Source organism: Pseudomonas juntendi (assembly GCF_009932375.1).
GTDB lineage: Bacteria > Pseudomonadota > Gammaproteobacteria > Pseudomonadales > Pseudomonadaceae > Aquipseudomonas > Aquipseudomonas juntendi.
The window spans coordinates 14,224-39,393 of record NZ_BLJG01000115.1 but is presented as its reverse complement, the minus strand read 5'-3'; the positions used below and the strand labels follow the sequence as shown (position 1 = coordinate 39,393).

At 63.2% G+C, this 25,170-nt stretch carries 22 protein-coding genes and 1 pseudogene; 11 read left to right on the top strand and 12 right to left on the bottom strand.

Annotated elements, in window-relative coordinates:
- Nucleotides 1-232 precede the first annotated feature (232 nt).
- A complete protein-coding gene (locus GYA94_RS16335; RefSeq protein ID WP_161892714.1) occupies nt 233-3,160 on the bottom strand; it encodes an aminotransferase in 2,928 nt (975 codons plus the stop codon).
- A gap of 315 nt (nt 3,161-3,475) precedes the next feature.
- Between GYA94_RS16335 and GYA94_RS16330 the strand changes: the two genes are divergently transcribed.
- The 3 genes and pseudogenes from GYA94_RS16330 (at nt 3,476) to GYA94_RS28740 (ending at nt 6,404) form a co-directional block, all read left to right on the top strand.
- Entirely contained in the window at nt 3,476-5,257 is a 1,782-nt protein-coding gene (locus tag GYA94_RS16330; RefSeq protein ID WP_161892713.1) for a sensor domain-containing diguanylate cyclase, read from the top strand.
- Nucleotides 5,258-5,294: 37 nt separating this feature from the next.
- Nucleotides 5,295-5,870: pseudogene (locus GYA94_RS28745) on the top strand (PAS domain-containing protein); the annotation flags it as partial.
- A 30-nt stretch (nt 5,871-5,900) separates the two neighbouring features.
- Complete coding sequence (locus GYA94_RS28740) at nt 5,901-6,404, top strand: methyl-accepting chemotaxis protein (RefSeq protein ID WP_223809676.1); 504 nt, start codon at nt 5,901-5,903, stop codon at nt 6,402-6,404.
- Between the two features lie 63 nt (nt 6,405-6,467).
- On the opposite strand, the gene GYA94_RS16320 is transcribed toward GYA94_RS28740, so the two are convergent.
- From GYA94_RS16320 to gloB, 7 genes are all read right to left on the bottom strand, one after another.
- The gene (locus GYA94_RS16320) at nt 6,468-8,075 is read right to left on the bottom strand and encodes an ABC transporter ATP-binding protein (protein ID WP_161892712.1); all 1,608 of its coding nucleotides are present in this window, start codon (nt 8,073-8,075) and stop codon (nt 6,468-6,470) included.
- A gap of 1 nt (nt 8,076) precedes the next feature.
- Complete coding sequence (locus GYA94_RS16315) at nt 8,077-9,096, bottom strand: ABC transporter permease (protein WP_029886648.1); 1,020 nt, start codon at nt 9,094-9,096, stop codon at nt 8,077-8,079.
- A 1-nt stretch (nt 9,097) separates the two neighbouring features.
- Nucleotides 9,098-10,171: a microcin C ABC transporter permease YejB gene (locus tag GYA94_RS16310; RefSeq protein ID WP_161892711.1), complete on the bottom strand. Its 1,074-nt coding sequence runs from the start codon at nt 10,169-10,171 to the stop codon at nt 9,098-9,100.
- A 1-nt stretch (nt 10,172) separates the two neighbouring features.
- A complete protein-coding gene (locus GYA94_RS16305) occupies nt 10,173-12,008 on the bottom strand; it encodes an extracellular solute-binding protein (protein ID WP_110676780.1) in 1,836 nt (611 codons plus the stop codon).
- The gene (locus tag GYA94_RS16300) at nt 12,005-13,834 is read right to left on the bottom strand and encodes an extracellular solute-binding protein (protein WP_212623502.1); all 1,830 of its coding nucleotides are present in this window, start codon (nt 13,832-13,834) and stop codon (nt 12,005-12,007) included. The genes GYA94_RS16305 and GYA94_RS16300 overlap by 4 nt, the downstream gene beginning before the upstream one ends.
- Before the next feature lie 193 nt (nt 13,835-14,027).
- Nucleotides 14,028-15,458 carry a lytic transglycosylase domain-containing protein gene (locus tag GYA94_RS16295; RefSeq protein WP_029886645.1) on the bottom strand — a complete coding sequence of 477 codons (1,431 nt, stop codon included), beginning with the start codon at nt 15,456-15,458 and terminating at the stop codon, nt 14,028-14,030.
- Nucleotides 15,459-15,558: 100 nt separating this feature from the next.
- Entirely contained in the window at nt 15,559-16,338 is a 780-nt protein-coding gene (gloB, locus tag GYA94_RS16290; RefSeq protein ID WP_161892710.1) for a hydroxyacylglutathione hydrolase, read from the bottom strand.
- An 85-nt stretch (nt 16,339-16,423) separates the two neighbouring features.
- On the opposite strand from gloB, the gene GYA94_RS16285 reads away from it, so the two are divergent.
- The 3 genes from GYA94_RS16285 to dnaQ are packed head-to-tail and all read left to right on the top strand — an operon-like array spanning nt 16,424 to nt 18,468.
- Nucleotides 16,424-17,197 (top strand): class I SAM-dependent methyltransferase, encoded by a 774-nt coding sequence (locus GYA94_RS16285; RefSeq protein WP_161892709.1) that lies wholly within the window; start codon nt 16,424-16,426, stop codon nt 17,195-17,197.
- 15 nt (nt 17,198-17,212) lie between these two features.
- On the top strand, nt 17,213-17,659 hold the full coding sequence (gene rnhA, locus GYA94_RS16280; protein ID WP_029886642.1) for a ribonuclease HI: 447 nt from the start codon (nt 17,213-17,215) through the stop codon (nt 17,657-17,659).
- A 50-nt stretch (nt 17,660-17,709) separates the two neighbouring features.
- Nucleotides 17,710-18,468: a DNA polymerase III subunit epsilon gene (dnaQ, locus tag GYA94_RS16275; protein ID WP_110676786.1), complete on the top strand. Its 759-nt coding sequence runs from the start codon at nt 17,710-17,712 to the stop codon at nt 18,466-18,468.
- 61 nt (nt 18,469-18,529) lie between these two features.
- Here the strand turns inward: dnaQ and GYA94_RS16270 are convergent, their stop codons facing one another.
- The gene (locus tag GYA94_RS16270; RefSeq protein WP_009686408.1) at nt 18,530-18,748 is read right to left on the bottom strand and encodes a hypothetical protein; all 219 of its coding nucleotides are present in this window, start codon (nt 18,746-18,748) and stop codon (nt 18,530-18,532) included.
- Between the two features lie 156 nt (nt 18,749-18,904).
- Here GYA94_RS16270 and GYA94_RS16265 point away from each other — a divergent pair, with 156 nt between their 5' ends.
- Nucleotides 18,905-19,465 carry an NADPH-dependent FMN reductase gene (locus GYA94_RS16265; RefSeq protein ID WP_161892708.1) on the top strand — a complete coding sequence of 187 codons (561 nt, stop codon included), beginning with the start codon at nt 18,905-18,907 and terminating at the stop codon, nt 19,463-19,465.
- Between the two features lie 70 nt (nt 19,466-19,535).
- Here the strand turns inward: GYA94_RS16265 and GYA94_RS16260 are convergent, their stop codons facing one another.
- Nucleotides 19,536-21,608 carry a TonB-dependent receptor family protein gene (locus tag GYA94_RS16260; RefSeq protein WP_161892707.1) on the bottom strand — a complete coding sequence of 691 codons (2,073 nt, stop codon included), beginning with the start codon at nt 21,606-21,608 and terminating at the stop codon, nt 19,536-19,538.
- Between the two features lie 219 nt (nt 21,609-21,827).
- On the opposite strand from GYA94_RS16260, the gene GYA94_RS16255 reads away from it, so the two are divergent.
- Genes GYA94_RS16255 through GYA94_RS16245 form a run of 3 tightly spaced genes read left to right on the top strand, consistent with a single transcriptional unit; the run spans nt 21,828 to nt 22,787 of the window.
- Complete coding sequence (locus GYA94_RS16255) at nt 21,828-22,076, top strand: helix-turn-helix domain-containing protein (protein WP_009686412.1); 249 nt, start codon at nt 21,828-21,830, stop codon at nt 22,074-22,076.
- Between the two features lie 11 nt (nt 22,077-22,087).
- Nucleotides 22,088-22,432 (top strand): head completion/stabilization protein, encoded by a 345-nt coding sequence (locus tag GYA94_RS16250; protein ID WP_161892706.1) that lies wholly within the window; start codon nt 22,088-22,090, stop codon nt 22,430-22,432.
- Nucleotides 22,425-22,787 carry a hypothetical protein gene (locus GYA94_RS16245; protein WP_161892705.1) on the top strand — a complete coding sequence of 121 codons (363 nt, stop codon included), beginning with the start codon at nt 22,425-22,427 and terminating at the stop codon, nt 22,785-22,787. Before GYA94_RS16250 ends, GYA94_RS16245 begins: the two co-directional genes overlap by 8 nt.
- Here the strand turns inward: GYA94_RS16245 and GYA94_RS16240 are convergent.
- Entirely contained in the window at nt 22,784-23,152 is a 369-nt protein-coding gene (locus GYA94_RS16240) for a helix-turn-helix domain-containing protein (RefSeq protein ID WP_161892704.1), read from the bottom strand. The genes GYA94_RS16245 and GYA94_RS16240 overlap by 4 nt on opposite strands.
- Nucleotides 23,153-23,352: 200 nt before the next feature.
- Between GYA94_RS16240 and GYA94_RS16235 the strand changes: the two genes are divergently transcribed.
- Nucleotides 23,353-23,616, top strand: coding sequence for an Ogr/Delta-like zinc finger protein (locus tag GYA94_RS16235; protein ID WP_110676793.1), 264 nt, complete (start codon nt 23,353-23,355; stop codon nt 23,614-23,616).
- A 78-nt stretch (nt 23,617-23,694) separates the two neighbouring features.
- On the opposite strand, the gene nuoN is transcribed toward GYA94_RS16235, so the two are convergent.
- Nucleotides 23,695-25,164: an NADH-quinone oxidoreductase subunit NuoN gene (nuoN, locus tag GYA94_RS16230; RefSeq protein ID WP_009686417.1), complete on the bottom strand. Its 1,470-nt coding sequence runs from the start codon at nt 25,162-25,164 to the stop codon at nt 23,695-23,697.
- Nucleotides 25,165-25,170 lie beyond the last annotated feature (6 nt).

Below are 25,170 nucleotides of genomic sequence, written 5' to 3'. Positions count from 1 at the left end.
CATTTGAGAGCACGCGGGCTAGACGCAAACGTTGGCGTTTGTGAGTGGATGTGAACAAGCATGAAGCGGGGTGGGTAATTGCGTGCTGATGCCGCGCCTTTTTGTGGCGCTATGGAGGGCATGCGCCATGTTGGTGCGCTTGTGCTCGCCCGACAAAGGGCCGCCGGTTGGGCGCGGGGTTTATCCGCGAAGCGCCGCTCGCGCGGCGCTCGATCTGGCAGAAGGTGAGCCGCTACAGGCCTTCACCCAGCACCCGGTCGATGCTGTCGACAAAGTAATCCACGCTGGCCCGGCTGGTGCACATTGGCGGCTTGATCTTGAGAATGTTCAGGTGATCCCCTGTGGGTTGCATGAAGATGCCCAATTCCCGCAGCCTGTCGCAGAGCAGCTGGGTTTCCTGCGTCGCGGGCTCTAGTGTTTCGCGGTCACGCACCAGTTCCAGGCCCAGGTAGAAGCCCGAGCCATGCGCGGCGCCGGCCAGCGGGTGCTTGTCGACCAGCGCCTGCAGGCGCGCCTTGAAGTAGCGCCCGGTGTCGCGGGCGTTGTCCCACAGGCCTTCTTCCTGCATCACGTCCAGTACTGCCATGCCAATGCGGCAACTGACCGGGCTGCCACCGGCAGACGAGAAGAAATAACCCTCGGCCTCCAGTGCTTCGGCAATGTCGCGGCGGGTAATGACCACCCCCAGCGGCTGGCCGTTACCCATGCCCTTGGCCATGGTGATGATGTCGGGCACCACGCCTTGCTGCTCGAAGCCCCAGAAGTATTCACCCAGGCGGCCATAACCGACTTGCACCTCGTCGGCGATGCACACGCCGCCCCTGGCCCGGACCTTGGCATAGGCCTCGCGCAGGTAGCCCGCTGGCAGCGCGATGCCACCGGCATTGCCGTACACCGGTTCGCAGATGATGCCGGCCAGCTGTCGGCCGCGGGCATCGAGGTCGGCCAGCTTGGCGTCGACATCGCGCAGGTAGTCTGCTGCGCAGTCGGCGCCACGGTAGCGGCCGCGGAAGGTATTCGGCGCCTCGACCGGGTGCACCCAGTCCGGGCGGGTGTGCAACGCTTGCGGGTTGTCGGCGATCGACGTGGAGATGGCATCGGTGGCCACCGACCAGCCGTGGTAGGCCTCCAGCACGCTGAGCAGGTCGCGCCCGCCGCTGTAGGCCCAGGCCAGCCGTATCGCCAGGTCGTTGGCTTCGGTACCGCTGTTGACCATGAAAACCCGGTCGAAACCTTCGGGTACCAGCTTCAGCAAACGCTCGGAGAATTCGGTGACGGCCGCGTAGTGAAAGCGCGAGTTGGTATTGAGCAACGACCACTGCCGCGCCGACTCGGCGACCATGCGCGGGTGGCCATGGCCCAGTACCGCAACGTTGTTGAGCATGTCGAGGTAAGCGCGGCCTTGCATGTCGAACAGGTAGTTGCGCCAGCCACGTTCGATGTGGGGTGGCTGCGCGTAGTAGTGTTTCTGCGAGCGCGCGAAGCTGGCGTCGCGACGCGCCAACAGGGCCTGTGGGTCAGGCAGTGGCTCGGCATCGCAGTCCAGGCCCAGCAGCGGCGCGGGAGAAGGGCACAGGGCCAGCCAGGCATCGGCATGGGACGGGGGGGCGAAGAACGGTGGCTGGGTGTCGGTGCCCAGGCACACTTGTACGCGAAGCACGCCGCAACTACGGCCCAGCGCCTGGCCCTGGGCCACGGCCTGGCCATCGGCTGGCGCATCCTGCAGCCCCTGTAGCCACAGGGCCCAGTGCGCAGTACGCAGGCAACCGCCAGCATCGCCATGGCGCTGCCAGGTGCCTGCCGCCGGTGCCTGGAGCAGGCTTGCGTGCGGCACATGCAGTTCAACGCCGAGGGCGCAAGTGGCCGGTTCTGCGGCGCGGTCGATATGGGTTTGCGACAGTCGATACTGCCCGTACAGGGTGCAGGCAGGGGCAGGTTGCCGGGTGAGCAGGTGCTGGTCGAAGCCAGGTTGCTCCCAGTTGCCCGCCTCATAGTGCGCACTGAGCACGCCGAGGTCGAGCCGGTGCACCGCCTGCCCATGCAGTTCGGGAAGCAGCGGCGCGCAGCCGCTCATGTCTGGCGTGGCGACCGGCAACCCCGCAGCCCGCAGGATCGCTGCCTGCATCAAGGCGAAGGGCACGGCGGTGGCGGTGTCGAAAATTTCCCACTCATGGGCGACATTGTCGCGGGTGTACTGGTTGCCTGGGTCCACCGCCAACTGCTGTGCGCTGCTCAGCACCAGTACTGCGGCGCGGTTCAGCACCAGTGGCCACAAGGCCCGTAGCTCTGCCTCCGTGAGTGGGTTGTGGGCCTGATAGGCGCTGATCGCCGGGAGGATCCGCAGCGGGTCGCCTTCGGCGTGGTGCAGCAGCGCCGCACAGGTTACCGACAGGTCGGCGATGCGCCAGGTACGTAGCAGGTCGCCGAAGTCGATCAGCCCTCGCAATTGCCATTGGCGCTGGTCGTCGCGCGCCCACACGGTGTTGTCGTCGGTGATGTCCAGGTGCACGGCTTGGCTTGGCAGGCTGCCGATCAGGGGTGCCAGGTGGTGGGCAGCGACCGCGGTGGCCTGTGTGATGCGGCGGCGCTGGTCGGCATCGTGCAGCACAGGGAGCAGGTGCTCTATCAGCGTTTGCGCATGCTTGGGGTCCCATTGCAGGGTGCGCTCGAGGCCAGGGTGGTCGAAACCGGCCAAGGCCCGATCAAGCTTTGCGCAAAGCCCGCCCAGTTCGGCCATCAGTTGCGCCGGGAGGTGGGCAAGGCGCGTCAGCGGTTGCCCCTCGATGTATTCCAGCAGGCGGACCCGCAATGGCTGGTCTGCGACGTCCAGGGCCAGCAAGGCTTCGCCACTGAGTGCCGGGCGCACGCCTGGCACGGGCAGGCCATGCTCGCGCAGGTAGGCGAGGGCCGCATGCTGGGCCTCCAGTTCGACCTGGGCGTAGCTGCCATGGCATGCCTTGAGCACGAAGCTGCCTTGCGGCGCGACCACACGCAGGTTCAGGTCCTGCTGGCTGCCCAAGGCCGACAACTCACCGGTGAGGCCGTAGTGGGCCTGCAGCAGGCCTTGCGCCTGGGGGGCGCTGAGCACAGGGCCTGGCAAGCTGGAACGCTGGACCAGCGCGTGGAGGGCAGGGGAGGCAGTTTGGGGGTGACTGGGCATGGGCTCTACCGTTGAGGCGGGTGGACGGAGCGACTTTATGCCCTACCTAGCTGATGACTAAAGACGATCGTCATCAGATTTTCTGATGACTGGTGCAGTGGCTGTTACACACTGAAACGGTACGTGTGTGCCCGTGAAACCGGGGGTTGGTGAACTTCCTTCGTGGGCCGATCTCTTACTAGGCAGGTGATGTTGCATCACCGTCTGTCGAAATTTAATGCGAAAAGTTGTACAAAAATTTCTCTCTGTACAAGTATTGATGTAGCGTAGTGCTATTACTCTATGCTTGGGTCCGCGTGGGACAGGTGAGATGCCATGAAAGTTGCCCCCGTTCCGCCCAATGAACCCGACCGTTTGGCGAAGATCGCCGAATGGTGCGTACTGCATCAGCCGCAGAGCAGCGAACTGACTGCGCTGGTCGAGATGGCCCGCCGCTACTTTTCCATGCCGATCTGCCTGGTTTCGATCGTAGGGGAGTGTGAGCAATGGTTCATGGCCAAGGGCGGGCTGGCCGCTGATGCCACCCCCCGGGATGTTTCATTCTGTGCCCACACCATTCTCCAGGCACAGCCACTGGAAGTGCTGGACGCTGCCCTGGACCCGCGCTTTGCCGACAACCCTCTGGTCACGGGTGAGCCTGGCATTCGTTATTACTGCGGGGCCCCGCTGCTGGTAGACAGCCAGGTGGCCATCGGCAGCTTCTGCATCATCGATACTGCACCACGGCCCGCCCTGGATGAGGCGCAACGGTCGATGCTGACGTGCTTCAGCGAAATGGCCATGCACATCATCGCCGGCATGCGCCGCAACAATTTTCACGACCAGGCCACCGGCCTGTTCAACCGCCTGAAGCTCGAGTGTGATGTGGTGGCGGGCCTGGACCGGGGTAAGTCGCTGACCCTGTTGGCGGTGGACATCATGGCCGCCGAGGCCCTCAGCGATATCATCCGCGGCCTGGGTTACAACTTCGCCCACGACCTGACGTTGCAGGCCAAGGCGCGCATCGCCAGCCAGCTGGATAACGGCTTGTCGTTGTACAAGATCAGCCCGACCCGCTTCGGTGTGCTGCTGGAAGACGCAGCCGACGTACAGCCTTTGTGCGAGCGGATTGTCGACGCCCTGCAGGCGCCTGCGCAATGCCACCAGATTCCGGTGTTGCTGGACGCCGGTATCGGCATCGCCCCCATCACGCAGCAGTGCGAAGACCGTGACGGCATGGAGTGGATGCGCCGGGCAGTCGCGGCAGCGGATACCGCGCGGCGCAGGCCTGGCCGGCATGGGTGGTACGAGCCGGACGTGGACGCTGCGCAACGCCGTGCGTTTCTGTTGCTGGCGTCGTTGGCCCAGGCGCTGCAGAGCGACGATGAACTGAGCCTGCACCTGCAACCGCGGATCGAGCTGCCTTCGGGCCGATGCTGTTCTGCCGAAGCCTTGCTGCGTTGGCGCCACCCGTTACTGGGCGATGTCGCCCCGGCGGAGTTCATCCCTTTGGCTGAAAAAACGGCGCTTATGGCCAGCCTCAGCCTTTGGGTGATGCGCGCAGCCTTGCGGGTGCTGGCCTGTACCCGGGACCTGGATTTCAGTCTCAGCTTCAACGTCACCGCGCGCGACCTGGAAAGCGCAGGGTTCATGGATGCACTGCTGCACAGCTTGCAGGCCCAGGCCATCGAGCCGCAGCGGGTACAGCTCGAATTCACCGAGAGTGTCTTGATCGAACAGCCCGAAGAAGTGCTGCAGCAACTGCTGCGTGCGCACCAGGCAGGCATCGCCATTGCCATCGATGACTTCGGCACGGGCTACAGCAACTGGGTTTACCTGACGCAAATCCCCGCCAGCATCGTCAAGCTCGACAGGTCGCTGGTGCACCGTGCCGCTTCGGGTACGCGTGAAGCATTGCTGGTGCAGTCGGTGGTAGGGCTGGCCAACGAACTCGGTTATCAGGTGGCCGCCGAAGGGATCGAAACCGCCGAACAGCTGGTCCAGGCCTGCGCCTGGGGCTGTGTTGAAGCGCAGGGCTATTTCATCGCCAGACCGATGCCTGTAGCCGTTTTCAAGGAGTGGTTTCACGACACTCAACAGAAAGTGTCTGTTGTCTGACTTCCCATCATGATGCATAACATCGCAGGTCTTATTGATGTTTAATCGCCACCTCAAAACTGCACTGGCAGCGCAACAGACCGAGCTCGTGCAACTGCGTCAGCGGCTGGCCGAACTCGAGCAGGGTGCCATGCTGCGTCTGGACGGGCAGAACCGTATCGCGGAGTGCACCGCGGGTTTTGCCCAGGCACTCGGCGCCGCGCCGGGCAATGTCGTGGGCATGCCCCTGCAACAGTGGCTGGCCGCGCCTGGGCTGGAAAGCCAGGCGTTGCTCGAGGCCTTGCTGCGTTCCACGGCGATGATCCAGTTTGGCCTGGACGGCAGGGTGCAAGCTGCCAACCCGATGTTTCTCGCCGCCATGGGCTACCGCCTGGAGCAGCTGGTCGGCCAGCACCATCGAATTTTCTGTGATGCCAAGGAAACCGCCAGTGCCGAGTACACGGCGTTCTGGCGCACGCTCAATGCTGGCCGGTACGTGACCGGGCGATTCCGGCGTATTGACAGCCAAGGGCGCGAGATCTGGCTGGAGGCCAGCTACAACCCGGTCCATGATGCCAGTGGCAAGCTGGTGAAAGTGGTCAAGTTCGCCACGGTGGTGACCGCCCAGGTCGAGCGTGAACAGGCGGTAAGGCAGGCGGCCAACATGGCGCTGGACATTTCCCGGCGCACGGACGCCAGTGCCAGCGATGGTGTCACGGTGATGCAGGGCATGCAGCAGGCCATGCAGAACGTGGCGAGCCAATTACACTGCGCTGGCGATACCATTGCTGCCCTGGGCCAGCAGTCCACGGTCATCAGTACGATCGTGCAGACCATTGGGGCCATTGCGTCGCAGACCAACCTGCTGGCCCTGAATGCCGCGATCGAAGCTGCGCGCGCCGGCGACCAGGGGCGGGGCTTCGCCGTGGTGGCCGATGAAGTGCGCAAACTGGCGGGGCGCACCAGCACCGCCACGGCCGAGATCGATGCGGTGGTCGCGCACAATCATCTGCTGGCCAACCAGGCGGTCAGCGAGGTCGAGCGCAGCCGCCAGGAAGCGGCCAATGCGGTGGATTTCGTTACCCAGGCGAGTACGGCCATAGGCGGTATTCAGGCCGGTGCCAGGCAAGTGGTGGCGGCCGTTGGCCGGGTGAGCGAAGACCTGTAGCCAGGCAGCGGGCAACGCGCCGCCCAGGCTCGCATCACCCCAGCAAACTGTCCGGGCGCGGCTTCACGAAGGCTCCACCTCCAGAAACGCCGCCTCCAGTAGCTGCCGGGTATACGGATGTTGCGGGGCATGGAAGATTGCCTGCGCATCCCCCTGTTCAACCACCTGCCCATGCTTGATCACCATCAACTGATGGCTCAGTGCTCTGACCACCGCCAGGTCATGGCTGATGAACAGGTAAGTGAGGTTGTATTTTTGCTGCAGATTACGCAGCAACTCGACCACCTGGCGCTGCACCGTGCGGTCCAGCGCCGAGGTCGGCTCATCCAGCAGAATCAGCGCCGGCTTGAGCACCAGCGCCCGGGCGATGGCAATGCGCTGGCGCTGCCCACCCGAAAACTCATGCGGGTAGCGGTGCCGGGTGCCCGGGTCGAGCCCTACCTCTTCCAGCGCCGCAATGATGGCCGCCTCCTGCTCCTGGGCATTGCCGATACCGTGAATGCGCAAGCCTTCCCCAACGATGTCTGCCACGCACATGCGTGGGCTGAGGCTGCCGAAGGGGTCCTGGAACACCACCTGCATCTCGCGCCGTAACGGGCGCACGGCTTTCTGGTTCATCCCCTGCAGGTCTTGCCCATGGAAGCGGATACCCCCCTGGCTGGAAATCAGCCGCAGGATCGCCAGGCCCAATGTCGACTTGCCCGACCCGGACTCCCCGACGATGCCCAGCGTTTGCCCCTGCGGCAAACTGAAGTTGACCCCGTTCACCGCCTTGACATGGTCGACAGTACGCCGCAGCAGGCCTTTCTTGATCGGGAACCAGACCTTGAGCTCATCGACTTGCAGCAGCGGCGCGCCTACCGGGTTGTGCGCCGGCAGCCCGCTGGGCTCGGCATTGATCAGCATCTGCGTGTAGGGGTGTTGCGGCGCGCTGAACAGGGCCGCGCAGTCTGCCTGCTCGACAATCTGCCCGCGCTGCATCACGCACACGCGGTGGGCAATGCGCCGCACCAGGTTCAGGTCATGGCTGATCAGCAGCAGCGCCATGCCCAGGCGTGCCTGCAGTTCCTTGAGCAGGTCGAGAATTTTCAGCTGCACGGTCACATCCAGCGCCGTGGTCGGTTCGTCGGCAATCAGCAGTTCCGGCTCGTTGGCCAGGGCCATGGCGATCATCACCCGCTGGCGTTGCCCGCCGGACAGCTCGTGGGGCAGGGCCTTGAGGCGTTTGCGCGGCTCCGGGATGCCGACCATTTCCAGCAGCTCCAGGGTGCGCGCAGTGGCTTGCTTGCCGGTCAGGCCCTTGTGCAGCAGAAGGATTTCATTGATCTGCTTTTCGATGCAGTGCAGCGGGTTCAGCGACGTCATCGGCTCCTGGAAGATCATCGCAATGCGGTTGCCGCGAATGCGCTGCAGGGTTTTTTCGTTCTGCTGCAGCAAGTCCTTGCCTTCATGGCGGATGCTGCCGCGGGGGTGCTGGGCCAAGGGGTAGGGCAGCAGGCGCAGGATCGAGTGCGCAGTCACCGACTTGCCCGAGCCGCTTTCACCGACCAGCGCCAGCGTCTCGCCTTTGCGGATGTCGAAACTGATGCCATCGACCACCCGGTTGACTTGGTCGCCGGTTACAAACTCGACGACCAGGTCGCGCACTTCGATCAGGTTCTGTTCACTCATGTCACTTCCTCGGGTCGAAGGCGTCGCGGGCGGATTCGCCGATGAATACCAGCAGGCTCAGCATCAGCGCCAGCACCGCAAAGGCGCTGATGCCCAGCCAGGGTGCCTGCAGGTTGGACTTGCCCTGGGCCACCAGCTCGCCCAGCGAGGGCGAACCGGCGGGCAGGCCGAAGCCGAGGAAGTCCAGGGCCGTGAGGGTACCGATGGCGCCGGTGAGAATGAACGGCATGAAGGTCATGGTCGAGATCATGGCGTTGGGCAGGATGTGCCGGTACATGATTGCGCCGTTGCGCATGCCCAGGGCTCGGGCGGCACGCACGTACTCCAGGTTGCGGCCGCGCAGGAACTCGGCGCGCACCACGTCGACCAGGCTCATCCAGGAAAACAGCAACATGATGCCCAGCAGCCACCAGAAGTTCGGCTGCACGAAACTGGCAAGAATGATCAGCAGGTACAGCACCGGCAGCCCCGACCAGATTTCCAGAAAGCGTTGCCCGGCCAGGTCGACCCAACCGCCATAAAACCCCTGCAAGGCACCCGCGAGGACGCCGATGATGGAGCTGGCCACGGTCAGGGTCAGGGCGAACAGCACCGATATGCGGAAGCCGTAGATCACCCGCGCCAGCACATCGCGGCCTTGGTCGTCGGTGCCTAGCCAGTTGTCCGCCGAGGGCGGTGCCGGGGCCGGAACACGCAGGTCGTAGTTGATGCTCTGGTAGCTGAACGGGATCGGCGCCCACAGCACGAAGCTGTCTTTCTTGGCCAGCAGCTCGCGGATGTAGGGGCTCTTGTAGTTGGCTTCCAGCGGGAACTCGCCGCCGAACGTGGTTTCCGGATAGCGCTTGAAGGCGGGGAAGTACCACTGGCCGTCGTAGCGCACGGCAATCGGTTTGTCGTTGGCGATCAGTTCGGCACCCAGGCTGAGGCCGAACAGGATCAGGAACAGCCACAGCGACCACCAGCCACGGCGGTTGGCCTTGAAGCGCTCGAAGCGCCGTCGGTTGAGGGGGGACAAGGCCATGTCAGTGCTCCCGGCTGGCAAAGTCGATGCGTGGATCGACCAGGGTGTAGGTCAGGTCGCCGATCAGTTTCACCACCAGCCCCAGCAGGGTGAAGATGAACAGGGTGCCGAAGACCACCGGGTAGTCGCGGTTGATGGCCGCCTCGAAGCTCATCAGGCCCAGGCCGTCGAGGCTGAAGATCACCTCGATCAGCAGGGAGCCGGTGAAGAAGATACCGATGAACGCCGAAGGGAAGCCGGCAATCACCAGCAGCATGGCGTTGCGGAACACATGGCCATACAGCACCCGTGGCCGGCTCAGGCCTTTGGCCTTGGCGGTCACCACGTATTGTTTGTTGATTTCGTCGAGGAAGCTGTTCTTGGTCAGCAGGGTCATGGTCGCGAAGTTGCCGATGACCAGCGCGGTGATTGGCAGCACCAGGTGCCAGAAGTAGTCCAGCACCTTGCCGGTGGTGCTCAGCTCATCGAAGTTGTTGGAGGTGAGGCCGCGCAGCGGGAACCAGTCGAAGTAGCTGCCGCCGGCGAACAGCACGATCAGCAGGATGGCGAACAGGAAGGCGGGGATCGCATAGCCGACGATGATCGCCGAACTGGTCCACACGTCGAAGGGGCTGCCATGGCGTACCGCCTTGGCGATGCCCAGCGGGATCGACACCAGGTACATGATCAGGGTGCTCCACAGCCCCAGCGAGATCGACACCGGCATCTTTTCGATGATCAGGTCGATGACCTTGGCATCGCGGAAGAAGCTGTCGCCGAAATCCAGTCGGGCGTAGTTCTTGATCATGATCCACAGGCGTTCGGGCGGCGATTTGTCGAACCCGTACATGCGCTCGATTTCGGCGATCAGCGCCGGGTCCAGGCCTTGGGCGCCACGGTAGTTGGAGCCCGCCACGGACACCTCGGCACCGCCACCGGCAATGCGGCTGGTGGCGCCCTCGAAGCCTTCGAGCTTGGCGATCATCTGTTCGACCGGGCCACCAGGGGCAGCCTGGACGATGATGAAGTTGATGATGAGGATGCCGAACAGGGTCGGGATGATCAGCAGCAGGCGGCGCAGGATGTAGGCCAGCATCTCAGTTGGCCTCGTCCGCAGGAGCTGCGCTGACGGCCGGGCTTACCCCGGGCTTGATCCACCAGGTGTCGATGCCGATGTCGTACTTGGGCGACACTTTCGGGTGCCCGATGTGGTTCCAGTAGGCGACCCGCCAGGTCTTGATGTGCCAGTTGGGGATGACGTAATAGCCCCACAGCAATACCCGGTCGAGGGCGCGGCAATGGTCGATCAGGCTTTGGCGCGAGTCGGCATTGATCAGCTGGTCGACCAGCTGGTCGATGGCCGGGTCGCGCAGGCCGATGAAGTTGCGGCTGCCGGGGTTGTCGGCGGCGGCACTGGACCAGAATTCGCGCTGCTCGTTGCCAGGCGAGTTGGACTGCGGATAGCCGCCGACGATCATGTCGAAATCGCGCGAGCGCAGGCGGGTGATGTACTGCGAAACATCGACCCGGCGGATGTTCAGCTCGATACCCAGGTCAGCCAGGTTGCGCTTGAACGGCAGCAGGATGCGTTCGAACTCGGTCTGCGCCAGCAGGAACTCGATGCTTACCGGCTTGCCCTGGGCATCGACCATCTTGTCGTCGACGATTTTCCAGCCGGCCTCCTGCAGCAGCTTGTAGGCCTGGCGCTGCTGCTCGCGGATCATGCCGCTGCCGTCGCTGACCGGGTTGTGGAAGGCCTCGGTGAACACCTGGTCGGGTACTTTGCCGCGCAGCGGCTCGAGGATCTTCAGTTCGCTGGCGCTGGGCAAGCCACGGGCGGCCATTTCCGAGTTTTCGAAGTAACTGCCGGTACGGGTGTAGGCACCGTTGAACAGTTGCTTGTTGGTCCATTCGTAGTCCAGCAGCAGGCTCAACGCGTGGCGTACGCGCACATCCTGGAATACCGGCCGGCGGATGTTGAAAATGAAGCCCTGCATGCCAGTGGGGTTGCCGTTGGGCAGCTCTTCCTTGATCAGCCGGCCTTCGCGCACGGCGGGCACGTCGTAGGCGGTGGCCCAGTTTTTCGCGCTGACTTCCAGGCCATAGTCGAACGCCCCGGCCTTGAGCGCTTGCAGGGCTACGGTAGTGTCACGGTAGGCGTCGAAGGTCATGACATCGAAGTTGTAGAACCCGCGGTTGATCGGCAGGTCCTTGGCCCAGTAGTCCTTGACCCGCTCGTAGCGCACCGAGCGCCCGGCCTTGACCTCGGCCACCTTGTACGGGCCGCTGCCCAGTGGAATTTCCAGGTTGCCGCGGTTGAAGTCGCGGTTTTCGTACCAGTGCTTGGGCAGCACCGGCAACTGGCCGAGGATCAGCGGCAGCTCACGGTTGTTCTGGTGCTTGAACTTGAACAGCACTTTCAACGGGTCTTCGGCGACCACCTCGGCGACGTCGGCATAGTACTGACGATACAGCGGCGCACCATCCTTGATCAGGGCGTTGAAGGTAAACACCACGTCGTCGGCACGCATGGGGTGGCCATCGTGGAAACGTGCTTCGGGGCGCAGGTAGAAGCGCACCCAGCTGTTGTCCGGGGCTTTCTCGATCTTGCCGGCGACCAGGCCATATTCGGTGAAGGGTTCGTCCTGGCTCTGGCGCATCAGGGTGTCGTAGATGATGCTGATGTTTTCGGCCGGCACGCCCTTGTTGATGAACGGGTTGAGGCTGTCGAACCCGCCGAAACTGGACTGGCGGAAGGTGCCACCCTTGGGCGCCTCGGGGTTCACGTAGTCGAAGTGCTTGAAGTCGGCAGGGTATTTGGGCGGCTCGTCGTACAGGGTGAGCGCATGTTGCGGTGCGGCCAGGGCGGGAAGGCTCAGGCAGGCGAGCAACAGGCTGCCAGCCAGCCGGCGCAGGCGGTGCGTTGGCATCATTGGGCTTTCTCCGAAGTCTTAATCCACCAGCTGTTCAGCCCAAGGGTATAGGGCGGTGTGGTGACGAAGGCGTACCGGTTGCGGTAGGCCAGGCGATGGTTGTCCAGGTACCAGTTGGGGATCATGTAGTACTGCCATGAGAGGACGCGGTCCAGGGCGCGGGCGGCAGCCACCTGGTCGTCGCGGGTGCGTGCGGCCAACAGGGTGTCGAGCAGGTGGTCGACCACCGGGTCCTTGACCCCTGCATAGTTCTTGCTGCCCTTGGTGCCGGCCTGGCTCGAATGGAAGTACAACCACTGCTCCAGGCCGGGGCTCAGGGTCTGATTGAGGGTCATCAGAATCATGTCGAAATCGAACTGGTCCAGGCGTTGTTTGTACTGGGCACGGTCCACGGTGCGCAAGCGCGCATCGATACCGATGCTGGACAGATTTTCGACATAAGGTTGCAGGATGCGTTCAAGGTTGGGGTTTACCAGCAACAGCTCCATGCGCAACTGCTGGCCTTTGCTGTCGACCAGGCGCTGGCCGTTCAGCTTCCACCCCGCCTCGGCGAGCAGGGCCAGTGCCTGGCGCAAGGTTTCGCGGCTGACGCCACGGCCGGCGGTGTGGCTGACCTGGTACGGTTCGCTGAACAGTTTGGCGGGTAACTGGTCACGGAATGGGGCCAGCAGCAGCCATTCCTTGCCGGTGGGCACACCGCTGGCGGCGAACTCACTGTTGGGGTAGTAGCTGGTCGAGCGCCGGTAGGCGTTGCTGAACAGGGCGCGGTTGGTCCACTCGAAGTCGAGCATCAGCCCCAGTGCCTGGCGTACCCGCGGGTCGCTGAAGGTCGCCCGGCGGCTGTTCATGAACAGGCCCTGGGTTTGCGTGGGGATGCGGTGCGGGATCTGCGCCTTGATCACCTCGCCACGGCGCACGGCCGGGAAGTTGTAGCCGTTGGCCCAGTTCTTCGCCTGGTGTTCGATATAGATGTCGAATTCACCGGCCTTGAACGCTTCGAAGGCCACGGTGGCATCACGGTAGAATTCGTACTCCACGCGATCGAAGTTGTACTTGCCTCGGTTGACGGCCAGGTCCTTGCCCCAGTAACGCTTGACGCGCTCGAACACCAGCCGGCGCCCCGGCTGCACCTCGGTGATGCGGTACGGGCCACTGCCCAATGGCGGCTCGAAGGTAGTGGCCTTGAAGTCACGGTGCTGCCAGTAGTGCTTGGGCAGCACGGGCATCTCGCCCAGGCGCAGGATGAGCAGTGGGTTGCCAGCGCGCTTGAACACGAAGCGGATGCGCAGCGGGCCGAGGATGTCGACCCGCTGCACCTCCTGCAGGTTGGTGCGGTAGATCGGGTGGCCGTCCTTGAGCAGCGTGCGGTAGGAGAAGGCCACGTCTGCCGCGGTGATCGGCTTGCCGTCATGCCAGCGGGCTTCCGGGCGCAGGTTGAACACCACCCAGCTACGGTCCTCGCTGTATTCCACCGAGCGGGCGATGAGGCCGTAGCTGGAGGTGGGCTCGTCGCCGGACGGGTCGTATTGGCCGGTACCGACCATCAGCGGCTCGTTGAGCTCGCTGATACCGTACTGCTGGAAGTTGGGCGTGGTAACCGGGCTCGACCCCTTGAAGGTATAGGGGTTGAGGGTGTCGAAGGTGCCAAAGGCCATCGCCCGCAACGTGCCGCCTTTGGGCGCTTGCGGGTTGACCCAGTCGAAGTGGGTGAACGTGGCTGGGTACTTGAGCGTGCCGAACTGCGCGTATCCGTGGCTTTCGCTCACCATCGCGACTGCGGGAAAGCTCAAGGCCAGGCTGATTGACAGCAGGAGGGGACGTATCAAGTCGGCATCCGATCCAGAGGCGTTGGGCTTTTGTCGGCGTACAGTAACAGCTTGGGGGGGTGGGAAAAAGAGAGCTGCAAGCTTGAAGCTTCAAGCTTCAAGCTTCAAGAAAAAGCGGCGGTGTACGCGCATTGCTTTTTTCTTGCTGCTTGCAACTTGCAACTTGCAGCTTGCAGCTTGCAGCTTGCGACTTTCAATGCCCGACGTAGACGGTCAGGGTCTGCCCGGGCTTGAGGGCATGACCGCTGCGCGGGTTCCAGCGCTTGAGGTGCTTCATTTCCACGTTGAAGCGCTTGGCCACCAGGTACAGCGAGTCACCCTTGCGCACCTTGTACTGGGTAGAGCGCTGCGCCGACGCCGCTACGCGATTGCCGGCGGCGCTCGGGGCGTTGCCGCCGCGCAGGGCCAGGACCTGGCCAGCGCGGAGGTTGTTGCCGGACAGGCGGTTCCAGCGCTTGATGTCCTTGATCGATACGCGGTTGGCCTTGGCAATGGCGCCCAGGTTGTCGCCACGCTTGACCCGGTAGCTGCGTGCAGCCGCCGGTGCCCTGGTTTCGGCCACGGCACGGGCGAACACGGCCTTGTTCGGTTGCAGGGCGACCAGCTGCTCGGGGTTGAGGTTGGACAGGCTGTTGCTCAGCAATTGTGCCTTGGCGGTCGGCACCAGCAATTGCTTGGGCCCGTCCACGGTCATGCGTTTCTTGAAGGCGGGGTTGAGCTGGATCAGCTCGTCTTCGTCGATGTTGGCAAAGGCCGCCACCCGCGACAGGTCGAGCCGATCATTGATGGCCACGGCTTCGAAGTAGGGTTCGTTGGCGATCGGGTTCAGGTTCACGCCGTAGGCTTCAGGGGTAAGCACCACTTGCGACAGGGCCAGCAGCTTGGGCACGTAGTCGCGGGTTTCCTGGGGCAGCGGCAGGTTCCAGTAGTCGGTTGGCAGGCCCAGGCGCTCGTTACGTTCGATGGCGCGGCTGACCGTGCCTTCGCCGGCGTTGTAGGCGGCCAGGGCCAGCAGCCAGTCGCCGTTGAACATGTCATGCAGGCGGGTCAGGTAGTCCAGCGCGGCATTGGTCGAGGCGGTGATGTCGCGGCGGCCGTCATAAAAATTGGTCTGGCGCAGGTTGAAGTGGCGACCGGTTGCCGGCATGAACTGCCACATGCCTGCGGCGCTGGCCCGCGAATACGCCATCGGGTTGTAGGCGCTTTCGATGGCTGGCAGCAGCGCCAGCTCCAGGGGCATGTCACGCTCCTCGAGGCGCTCGACGATGTAGTGTAGGTACAGGCTGCCGCGCTCGCCGGCGCTTTCGATGAAGGTGGGGTTGCTGGCGAACCACAGGCGCTGCTGCTCGATGCGCGGGTTGACGTCGATGCTGTCCTGCAGGGCAAAGCCCTGGCGCATGCGCTCCCACACGTCCTGTGGCGCCTGCTCGGCCGGCTTGACCAGCAGCGGCGCGGGCTTGTGCTTGATCCGCGCCTGGTAGTTGTGCGCGCGAACGCTATCGGATTCGTCGAGCTGACGGGTGCTCTGGCAACCCACCAGAGTGGCGGCCAGAGCCAGCGCACTGATTTGGGCCAGGCGCGTCAGGGCGACTGAATGAGAGGTTCTGCGGCTACGGGAAGACATCGGCTGAGACAGGTATCCGGGCAAAAAATTTCGGCGATTCTAGAAACCGCTCCGGGCCGGGTCAACCGTTGAACACAGGTTGCGATATATCTTGCGGTTATCAGAAGGTGTCTTTCCAAGACCTCAAGGCAGCAAAAACAGCGACATGCGTAGCGTTTGAATGTCCCTTCCATTCGTCTGCTTTTTGTTTAACTAATGTTTCAGAGGTGCGCAAAAAAGGGTTGGTCAGGCGCTCCAGGCCAATCGTCGACGGCAATGTGATGCGCTGGTCGGCGCGCAACCGGGTCACCTCGTCGAAGCGCTGCTGCACGTGCCGGTTGTCGGGCTCGACGGCCTTGGCGAAGCGCAGGTTTGCAAGCGTGTATTCGTGGGCGCAGTACACCTGGGTGTGCTCGGGCAGGGCCGCCAGGCGGGCCAGGGCAGGTTGCATCTGCTCGGGCGTGCCCTCGAACATGCGCCCGCAACCGGCCGCGAACAGGGTATCGCCGCTGAACAGGAGCGGGGTTGCCGGCTGGTCACTGAAGAAAGCGATATGGCCCAGGGTGTGGCCGGGCACCGCCAGCACCTGGAACACCACGCCCAGTACTTCGACCTCGGCGCCCTCGTCCAGCGCCAGGTCACGGCAAGGAATCTGCTCGTTGGCCGGGCCACAGACCCGTGCGCCGGTCAGTTGCTTGAGCCTTGCCACGCCGCCGACGTGGTCGTTGTGGTGGTGGGTAATGAGGATGTCGCTCAGCGCCCAGCCGGGGTTGGCGGCCAGCCAGCGCTCCACCGGGCCGGCGTCGCCGGGGTCGACCACCGCACAACGGCGTTTGGCAGTATCCTGTAACAACCAGATGTAGTTGTCGGAGAAAGCGGGAAGAGCATCGATCTGTATCATGGTGCGGATCCGATTCACCTAGCGTGGCACATGAAGGCATCTTAGCCGCGATGGCGCGGCGGGAGAACCTTCGAGGGAGAGCGCAATGACCGACCAAGCCTTTGCCCAGGCCGATCCGGACTGGGTCGAGCTGATCAGCCTGGCCCGTGAGTGGTTCAATGGCCCACTCGGCCAGCTGATGCTCAAGGAAGAAGACCAACTGCTGGAAGAAGAGCTGGGGCGCTTTTTTGGCGGTTACCTGGTGCATTACGGGCCCTGCGCCGAAGCGCCGCCCAAGGCACCCCAGGTGCAGCGCAATGTGCGCCTTGGTGCGCCGTTGCCGGGGGTTGAAATTGTTTGCGAGGAACAGGCCTGGCCGCTGAGCGAGCATGCTGCCGACGTGGTGGTGCTGCAGCATGGCCTGGACTTCTGCCTGTCGCCCCATGGCCTGCTGCGCGAGGCAGCCAGTGCCGTGCGCCCGGGCGGGCACTTGCTGATCGTGGGCATCAACCCGTGGAGCAGTTGGGGCATGCGCCATTTCTTCAGCCATGGCGCCTTGCGCAAGGCGCGCTGCATCTCGCCGTCGCGGGTTGGCGACTGGCTCAACCTGCTGGGCTTCGCGCTGGAGAAACGCCGCTTCGGGTGCTATCGTCCGCCGCTTGCCTCACCGGCCTGGCAGCAGCGCCTGCAAGGCTGGGAGCGGCTGGCCGGCGGCTGGCAAGGTGCCGGTGGTGGGGTCTACCTGCTGGTGGCGCGCAAGATGGTGGTCGGGCTGCGGCCCCTGCGTCAGCAGCGTCGCGAGCCCATGGGCAAGCTGCTGCCGCTGCCGCTGGCCAAGGTCAACCGCACGGCAGCCAACCCTGAAACTGACAAGCACTGAATTCAAGAGTGGTACATGAGCGATAGCGTCGAAATGTTTACCGATGGTGCCTGCAAGGGCAACCCTGGCCCAGGTGGCTGGGGGGTGCTGATGATCTACAAGGGCGTCGAGAAGGAACTGTGGGGCGGCGAACGTGAAACCACCAACAACCGCATGGAGCTGATGGCGGCGATCCAAGGGCTGATGTCGCTCAAGCGTGAATGCGAAGTCGTGCTGACCACCGACTCGCAATATGTGATGAAGGGCATCAACGAGTGGATGGTCAACTGGAAGAAGCGCGGCTGGAAAACCGCGGCCAAGGAGCCGGTAAAAAACGCCGACCTGTGGCAACTGCTCGATGAGCAGGTCAACCGCCACAAGGTCACCTGGAAGTGGGTACGCGGGCACATCGGCCACCCCGGCAACGAACGGGCCGACCAGTTGGCCAACCGTGGGGTCGATGAGGTGCGCGCCCAGCGTTGAGCTGGGGTACAATCGCCGCTTTGTAACTGATGCAAGTTGGAGCGCCCGGCGTGGAGCAGCAGCAAGATAAACGGTACGTGATTCTCGATACCGAGACCACGGGTATGCCGGTTGGCGAAGGTCACCGGATCATCGAAATCGGCTGTGTCGAGGTGATCGGCCGGCGGCTGACCGGGCGGCATTTCCATGTCTACCTACAGCCGGACCGCGAAAGTGACGAGGGGGCGATCAACGTCCACGGCATCACCGACGCGTTTCTGGTCGGCAAGCCGCGCTTCGCCGATGTAGCCGATGAATTCTTCGAGTTCATCCAGGGCGCCACGCTGGTCATCCACAACGCGGCGTTCGACGTAGGCTTCATCAACAACGAATTCGCCTTGCTGGGCCAGCAGCATCGCGCGGACGTGTCCCAGTACTGCACCGTTCTCGACACCTTGCTGCTGGCGCGTTCGCGCCACCCGGGGCAGCGCAACAGCCTCGATGCGCTGTGCAAACGCTACGATATCGACAACTCAGGTCGCGAGCTGCACGGCGCACTGCTCGACTCGGAACTGCTGGCCGACGTCTACCTGGCGATGACCGGTGGCCAGACCAGCCTGTCGCTGGCCGGTCATGGGGCGGATGCCGAGGGTGACGGGCAGGCTGGCGGCGGTAGCGAAATCCGCCGGATCACCGGGCGAGCGCCGGGGCGCGTGATCATGGCCAATGCCCAAGAGCTGGAAGCGCATGCCGAGCGGTTGGCAGCCATAGCCAAATCGGCAGGCGGGCCTTCGATGTGGCAGGTGCTGACCGAGGCATCTGCCGGCTGATTGTGGCTAGCAGTCATGCTGCTGCCGGTCATCCATCACCGGCCATGCGCCACGGCTTGCTTCACGGAATGCGGATGAGCTCGACACCGCTGCGCGCCAGCTCGAAGCGGTTTTCACCCAGGTAATTGACCTTGTCGCCGATGGCCAGGCGATAGGTGGTGATGGGGGCGCCCAGTGTGCTGCCGTCAAGTTGCAGGGTCGACTCCTGAAACTCGTGCACGGGGTAGATGCGGCCTTCGGCGTCACGGGCGTGGAATTGGCCGACCATTACTGCTGCCATTTGGGTGGAAACCTCTGAAATACGTAGGAAATGTCTGTAGTCATAGACCGTGCAGGAGGGCTGGAAGTTTTCGCGTCGATGAAAAAAAACCAAAGCGGCGAGAAACGGTCATCTATAACTACATCGTCCTTTAACCCGTATAGGTAGGAAATTGCCATGAGCCAGGTGTATTCGGTTGCGGTTGTTGTCGGTAGCTTGCGCAAGGAGTCCTACAACCGTAAGGTCGCCCGCGCACTTGCGGAGCTGGCATCGTCCAGCCTTGCCCTGAAAATCGTCGAAATTGGCGATCTGCCGCTGTACAACGAGGATGTCGAGGCCGAGGGTGCTCCCGAGTACTGGAAACGGTTTCGCGATGAAATTCGCCGCAGCGATGCCGTGCTGTTCGTCACCCCTGAATACAACCGCTCGGTCCCCGGCTGCCTGAAGAACGCCATTGACGTTGGCTCCCGGCCTTACGGGCACAGTGCCTGGAGCGGCAAGCCCACTGCGGTGGTGAGCGTTTCGCCAGGGGCTATCGGCGGCTTTGGTGCCAACCATGCCGTGCGCCAGGCGCTGGTATTTCTGGACATGCCGTGCATGCAGATGCCCGAAGCCTACATTGGCGGTGCCGCCAACCTGTTCGACGAGTCGGGCAAGCTCAACGACAAGACCCGGCCATTCCTGCAGGCCTTCATCGACAAGTTTGCTTCATGGGTAAAGCTGAACCGGTCGGTCTGAACCGCCAACCCACTCGTGGGATGCCCCTTGCCGCAGTGGCCTGGCCCGCTGCTGCAAGGGGCGCCATGCGTCAGCGGAAGCTGTAGGAAACCCCGGCGTATACGCTGAAGCCTTCGCCCGGGGTGGAGCGCGCATTGTCATTACCGGCATCGTTGTAGGCGGGCGTCACCGTCGCTGCATAACGCTGGTTGGTGAGGTTGCGCAGGTCCAGCCAGGTTTGCCAGTCCTGGCGGGGTGAATCCCAACCGATACGCGCGCCGAGCAGGGCATATTCATCAGCGTGGTAGCTGTTGGCGTAGTCCACCTGAACCTTGGATGCCAGCTGGGTATTCACCCCGGCATGGAAACCGTTCGGCCAGTCGTAGCGCAGCTCGGCTTGGTAATAGTGCATGGGGATGCCAGGCAGGCGATTGTCACCGAACGCCTCGTCATCGCGGTAGTGGAAGTCACTGAATGTATAGGCCTGGCGCAGGCTCAACTTGCCCGTGCCTGCGCGTTCCCACAACGTGCTGACGAGGCCGGCTTCCACACCTTGGTGCACTGTGGCGCTGGCATTGAACTCGGAGGTGAAGTTCGGCACCACTTCCACGGCGAGCAGTTCGTGGCGCACCTGTGCGTAGTACCAGGCCAGGTCCCAGCGGCCGATGGCCGAATCGCCACGTGCGCCCACTTCCAGGGTGGTTGCAGTCTGGTTCTGCATTTCGATCGGCTGGATCTGTTTGCCGCCAGTACTCGGTGCGCTCCAGATCAGCGACCAGGGGTGTGGCGGCTCGACTGAACGGCTGAGGTTGCCATACACCTGCAGGTCCGGCCGAAGGTCGTAGCGCAAGCCCACACGGGGGGCGTAATCCCAGTCATGCATGCTCACTTTGCCGCCCTCGGCAGGGTAGGTGACGTCGCTTTCACGCCGGGTGTAGATCATGGCCAGGCCGGTGGTCAGCCACAGGTTGGGCACCAGTTCCAGGTCATTGCCGGCATGCAGCACGGTATCGGAGCCCTGGTAGGTGAAGTCCCGCGTTCTTGCACCGAACACGTCGCCAGTGCGGGCGAACTGCGAGGCGCCGCTGTTTGGCAGGTGTTTGGTGGTGCGCCAGCCGAGAGTGGTCTTGCTCTCGTGGCCGTACAGGCTGTCGCGGCGCGAATAGTTGAGCGTGCCGCTGACGTCGGTATAGGCCACCTTCAGGCGCATCGGCCCTTCGCGCAGGTCCATGGGGTAGTCGTGGTAGACCAGGCCGGCTTCCACCCGCGCGTCATCGTCGAGGTAGAAGGTAGTCTTGTTGCCTACCCAGGTGCTGCCCGGTTGCGGGCGGCTATCGTCACGGGCCAGGTAGGCCGGGTTGGCCGCCCGAGGGTGGTGTTTGATCTGGTCCTTGGTCAGGCGCCCGGCCAGTTCGTTCTCGGTTTCCCGGTAGCGCAGGTAGAAGCGCGTTTCGAGGTTGGGGTTGAAGCGGTAGCCGACATTGGCAGCCACGCCCTTGGCACTGCCGCTGCTGTGAGCCTGGTAACCGTCGTATTCGGCATCGGTCAACGCGACGTAGTAGTCGAGGTTGCCCAGCACCTGGCCCGAGCTGATATGCCGATGCTGGTAGCCGCGGCTGCCCACCTCGTAGCGTACCTGCAGCGGTGCAGCGTCATAGCCGGTGTGGGTGACGTAGTTGATCGCGCCACCCAGTGCCAGCGCGCCCTGATCGAAGCCGTTGGCGCCGCGCAACACTTCGGCGCGGCTTAGCCACAAGGGTTCGAACAGCTCGTAGGGAGTGCCCCCCGGGCCGGTCAATGGCAGCCCGTCGAACATCGTGTAGATGCCAGAGCCATGTGCCCCCGGGGCACGATTGAGGCCTGAGCCGCGGATCGACAACTTGATCCCGTCGTTGCCTGCCGATTGTGCGAACACACCGGGCTGGTAGGCCAGCACGTCCTGGTTGCTGGCCACCCGGCCTTGGCCGACGCGTTGCATGTCCACCAGGTTGCTGGCGCCCGGTATTTCGCGCAGGCGCTGGGTGGCGGCCGTCAGTTCGGTCTGCTCCTCGTCGGTGATCAGCACCTGGTCGAGCTCGACCGAGGGTGCCGCCACGACGGGCTGGGTGGCGCCCATGGCAGCCAGCAGGCCCAGGCAGGATGACAGGGGCATAACGCGACGCATTGTACGACTCCAGGCGAAAAGCGAATGGACAACGGCGTTGAGACGAGCGAAATGCCGCCGGGAGCACGAAGAAAAGCACTCATTTTCCCGCTGCTTTCGTCAGACGCTTTTGTACGAAAGTTCTTTACAAGCGGCGGCGATGGAGGCTGCCGCCCGGGCTTCGTAAGGTGAACGCAGATCGGCAAGCGTGCCGTGCTCACTCACCCGCGGAGTTCAAACATGACCGACAACGCTCGACATTCGCAGCACCCTCTGGCGGACGCCCCGGTGCGCCTGACACCACGTGAACAGCAGGTGCTGCTGTGGTGCGCCTATGGCAAGAGTTCCTGGGAAATCGGGCAGATCCTGGCGTGCAAGGAGTCGACCGTGAATTTCCACGTGTCCAACATCCTGCGCAAATTCGATGTGCCCACCCGGGTAGCTGCAGTGATCAAGGCTATTCGTTACGGCATGCTGGCCGAGCAATGAGGAGGTGACGCATGAGTACCGATCGCCTACCACGCATTGCCGATAGCCACGACCCGTTCTGGCCGCGGGTGGACTTGGGCAGGTTGCATGAACGGCTGAAGCTGCAGCAGCCAGTCAGTGATGCGGCGCTGGAGGTGGCCGCGCGCTGTGCCGTGATTGCCGCGGCAAGCGAGTTCGCCCGCTGGCGAGCGGCGCTGCGTGAGCGGGGCTACCAACGCCTCGAGGACGTGGCCGGGTATGACCATGGGCGCGCCTTGCACGTGTGTTACACCCGTTTTGTCGAAGCCGCGATCCTGCATACTTTGGGTTCCGCGCCTTGCCTGGCTGGACCGCGACGAGGGCTGAAACATGCCTGAACAATGGTTCTGCGACCACTTGGGTTCAACCCTGGCGCAGATGCTGGGGGTGGATGGCAATGTGTTGTTCGCCGCGCTGCTGGGGGCGTTGCTGGTCAGTGCCGCACGCGACCGGTTGATCACCAACACCGCCAAGCGGCTGACACTGGCCAAGAAACTCTTGCTGGTGTTCGTCACCGTAGGCGTGGGCCATTTGTTCGAGCCGCTGATTTCGGAGTCGGCGCCCTTGCTGTCACGTGGCATGGCCGGTTTTGTGGCAGCGGTAATCGTCATTCCGGTCAGCCTGAAGGTCATGGTGCTGGTCGACACCCTCGACCCGCGTGAACTGATCCAGCGCTGGCGTAAGCGGGGTTAACCTGCCAGCTCGCTCAACCGCTGTTCCAGTTGCCGGATTCGCTGCTTGTCTTCGATGAACAGCAAGATGGCTTGGCGGTCGCTGGGCGACAAGGCGCGCAGGCGTTCGAGCACATCGGCTTCCCAACCCGTCAGGCCCCGGCTTGCCGGGGCCTGCTCGCCATGGCCGAGCAGAAGCCAGTCCAGCGAGCAGGCATGTTGCCTGGCGATCTCGATGCAAAGGGAATAGGGAATGCTATCGCGCACTTTCCAGCTGCTGAGCGTCTGCGGGCTCACCGACAGTGCGCGCGAAAGATCGGCGTCGGACTGCGCGCCAGTTAGAAGCTTGAGCCGCGTGAGCACCGCAGCCAGTACGTGAGTACTCATAACAAATATCCATGACTGGTTTAATGATATTCCATGGGCTTAAACTACTCGTTATGAATACAGCCCTGCGTTTTAAGGAGCATTTCTGCAATGAGAAACACCAAACTGAAGAATAGTCCCGATTTTGTGGCCAATACTGACACACTCTCGCGAGCATTCTCACTGAAGTTGAACCTGAACAGTGCTTGCAGGTACTTGCCGTGAGTACTTACAAGCTTGTCTGCCCGCACTGCCACAGCAGGATGCGCATCCGCACCAGTGAAGGTCGCCATATTTTCCTGCGCATTGCTTATTTGCAATGCACAACCGAGGCCTGTGGCTGGTCGGTACGTGCCGAATTCGAAATGACCCATGAACTGTCGCCCAGCGGCATGCCCAACCCGGAAGTCTACCTGCCTTCAGCCAATGGTGATTTGCGCAAGGCGGCCCTGCCTGGCGCAGGGCTGGGTAGCCCTGGTGAATGAGCAGGCATGCTCAGCAACCTAAAACACGCACATAAAAAAACACCCCGCATCAGCGGGGTGTTTTCATTGCCAGGGCAATCAGCCGATCAGTTGCAGGCCGGCTTGCTGGACCATTTCCAGCAGGGGTTGCGGGTACACACCCAGTACGAAAGCAAGAATGGCGATGGCCAGCAGCATGACGCCACCGGTGCGCTGCTCCCACTTCAGCGGTGCGTCGTGGCGACGCAGGTTCGGCTCGACCAGGTACAGGGTGACCATGACACGCAGGTAGTAGTACACGCCAATGGCGCTGCCGATCACCAGGGCACCAACCAGCCACCACAGGTGCGACTCGACACCGGTGGCGATGATGTAGAACTTGCCGATGAAACCGGCGGTCAGCGGGATGCCCGCCAGCGACAGCATCATCACGGTCAGCACTGCAGTCAGGTACGGGCGGCGCCAGAACAGGCCGCGGTATTCGTACAGGGCATCGGCGTCACGGCCGCCATAGGGCGAGGACATCAGGGTGATGACCCCGAAGGCGCCCAGGCTGGTGATCACGTAGGTGACCAGGTACACGCCCATGGCTTCCAGGGCCAGGCCCTTGCTGGCGATCAGGGCGATGAGCAGGTAACCGAAGTGGGCGATGGACGAGTAACCGAGCAGGCGCTTGAGGTTGCTCTGGGTCAGCGCCAGCAGGTTACCGACCAGGATGGAGGCAACGGCGATGACCGCCAGTACGGTGCTCAGCACGCCGCTGCTGGCAGCAGGGGAGAGCATGAACAGGCGCACGACCACGGCGAACACCGCGACCTTGCTGGCGGTTGCCAGGAACGCGGCAACCGGCGCCGGGGCGCCTTCGTACACGTCCGGGGTCCACAGGTGGAAAGGTACCAGCGACAGCTTGAAGGCCAGGCCGACCAGCATCATGCCCAGGCCCAGTTGGGCCACCAGGCTTGGCATGCTGGTAGCCGCCAGGGCCTTGCCGATCTGGTCGAAGCTCAGGCTGCCGGCGTCGGCGTACAGCAAGGCCATGCCGAACAGCAGGAACGCTGACCCGGCGGCCGACAGCACCATGTACTTGATACCGGCTTCCAGCGAGCGTTTGTTGAAGAACGCATAGGCCACCAGGCCGTAGACCGGCACCGACAGCAGCTCCAGGCCGATGAACAGCCCCGCCAGGTGGTTGGCGCTGACCAGCACCAGGCCACCGAGTGCCGACATCAGTAGCAGCAGGTAGAGCTCTTCACGGTTGCCCGGGAAGCCTTTGGAGCCTTCGCCCAGGTAGGCGTGGGCCAGGGTGACGCAAGCCAGCGTGGCCACCAGGATGATCGCCATGTACAGGCAGGCGAACTTGTCGATGGTCAGCAGCGGGGTGACCGCCAACGGTGCCACCTTCAGCACCGGCAGGATCGACAGCAGCGCCAGGTTCAGGCCCACGGTGGACAGCAGGAAGGTTTGCGAGTGGTTGCGCTTCCAGGCGATCGCCAGCATCACCACCACCGTGGTGATGGTGGTGATCAGCATCGGCGCCAATGCGATGAAGTGTTGAGTGGTGAATTCCATAGCGCT

Coding starts and splice junctions, on each gene's coding strand:
- GYA94_RS16240 (WP_161892704.1), bottom strand. CDS start 23,152: ATGAGTACTCACGTACTGGCTGCGGTGCTCACGCGGCTCAAGCTTCTA.
- GYA94_RS16335 (WP_161892714.1), bottom strand. CDS start 3,160: ATGCCCAGTCACCCCCAAACTGCCTCCCCTGCCCTCCACGCGCTGGTC.
- GYA94_RS16310 (WP_161892711.1), bottom strand. CDS start 10,171: ATGCTGGCCTACATCCTGCGCCGCCTGCTGCTGATCATCCCGACCCTG.
- GYA94_RS16305 (WP_110676780.1), bottom strand. CDS start 12,008: ATGATGCCAACGCACCGCCTGCGCCGGCTGGCTGGCAGCCTGTTGCTC.
- GYA94_RS16320 (WP_161892712.1), bottom strand. CDS start 8,075: ATGAGTGAACAGAACCTGATCGAAGTGCGCGACCTGGTCGTCGAGTTT.
- GYA94_RS16330 (WP_161892713.1), top strand. CDS start 3,476: ATGAAAGTTGCCCCCGTTCCGCCCAATGAACCCGACCGTTTGGCGAAG.
- nuoN (WP_009686417.1), bottom strand. CDS start 25,164: ATGGAATTCACCACTCAACACTTCATCGCATTGGCGCCGATGCTGATC.
- GYA94_RS28740 (WP_223809676.1), top strand. CDS start 5,901: ATGGCGCTGGACATTTCCCGGCGCACGGACGCCAGTGCCAGCGATGGT.
- GYA94_RS16250 (WP_161892706.1), top strand. CDS start 22,088: ATGAGTACCGATCGCCTACCACGCATTGCCGATAGCCACGACCCGTTC.
- GYA94_RS16285 (WP_161892709.1), top strand. CDS start 16,424: ATGACCGACCAAGCCTTTGCCCAGGCCGATCCGGACTGGGTCGAGCTG.
- GYA94_RS16255 (WP_009686412.1), top strand. CDS start 21,828: ATGACCGACAACGCTCGACATTCGCAGCACCCTCTGGCGGACGCCCCG.
- GYA94_RS16260 (WP_161892707.1), bottom strand. CDS start 21,608: ATGCGTCGCGTTATGCCCCTGTCATCCTGCCTGGGCCTGCTGGCTGCC.
- GYA94_RS16315 (WP_029886648.1), bottom strand. CDS start 9,096: ATGGCCTTGTCCCCCCTCAACCGACGGCGCTTCGAGCGCTTCAAGGCC.
- rnhA (WP_029886642.1), top strand. CDS start 17,213: ATGAGCGATAGCGTCGAAATGTTTACCGATGGTGCCTGCAAGGGCAAC.
- GYA94_RS16295 (WP_029886645.1), bottom strand. CDS start 15,458: ATGTCTTCCCGTAGCCGCAGAACCTCTCATTCAGTCGCCCTGACGCGC.
- GYA94_RS16265 (WP_161892708.1), top strand. CDS start 18,905: ATGAGCCAGGTGTATTCGGTTGCGGTTGTTGTCGGTAGCTTGCGCAAG.
- GYA94_RS16245 (WP_161892705.1), top strand. CDS start 22,425: ATGCCTGAACAATGGTTCTGCGACCACTTGGGTTCAACCCTGGCGCAG.
- GYA94_RS16270 (WP_009686408.1), bottom strand. CDS start 18,748: ATGGCAGCAGTAATGGTCGGCCAATTCCACGCCCGTGACGCCGAAGGC.
- gloB (WP_161892710.1), bottom strand. CDS start 16,338: ATGATACAGATCGATGCTCTTCCCGCTTTCTCCGACAACTACATCTGG.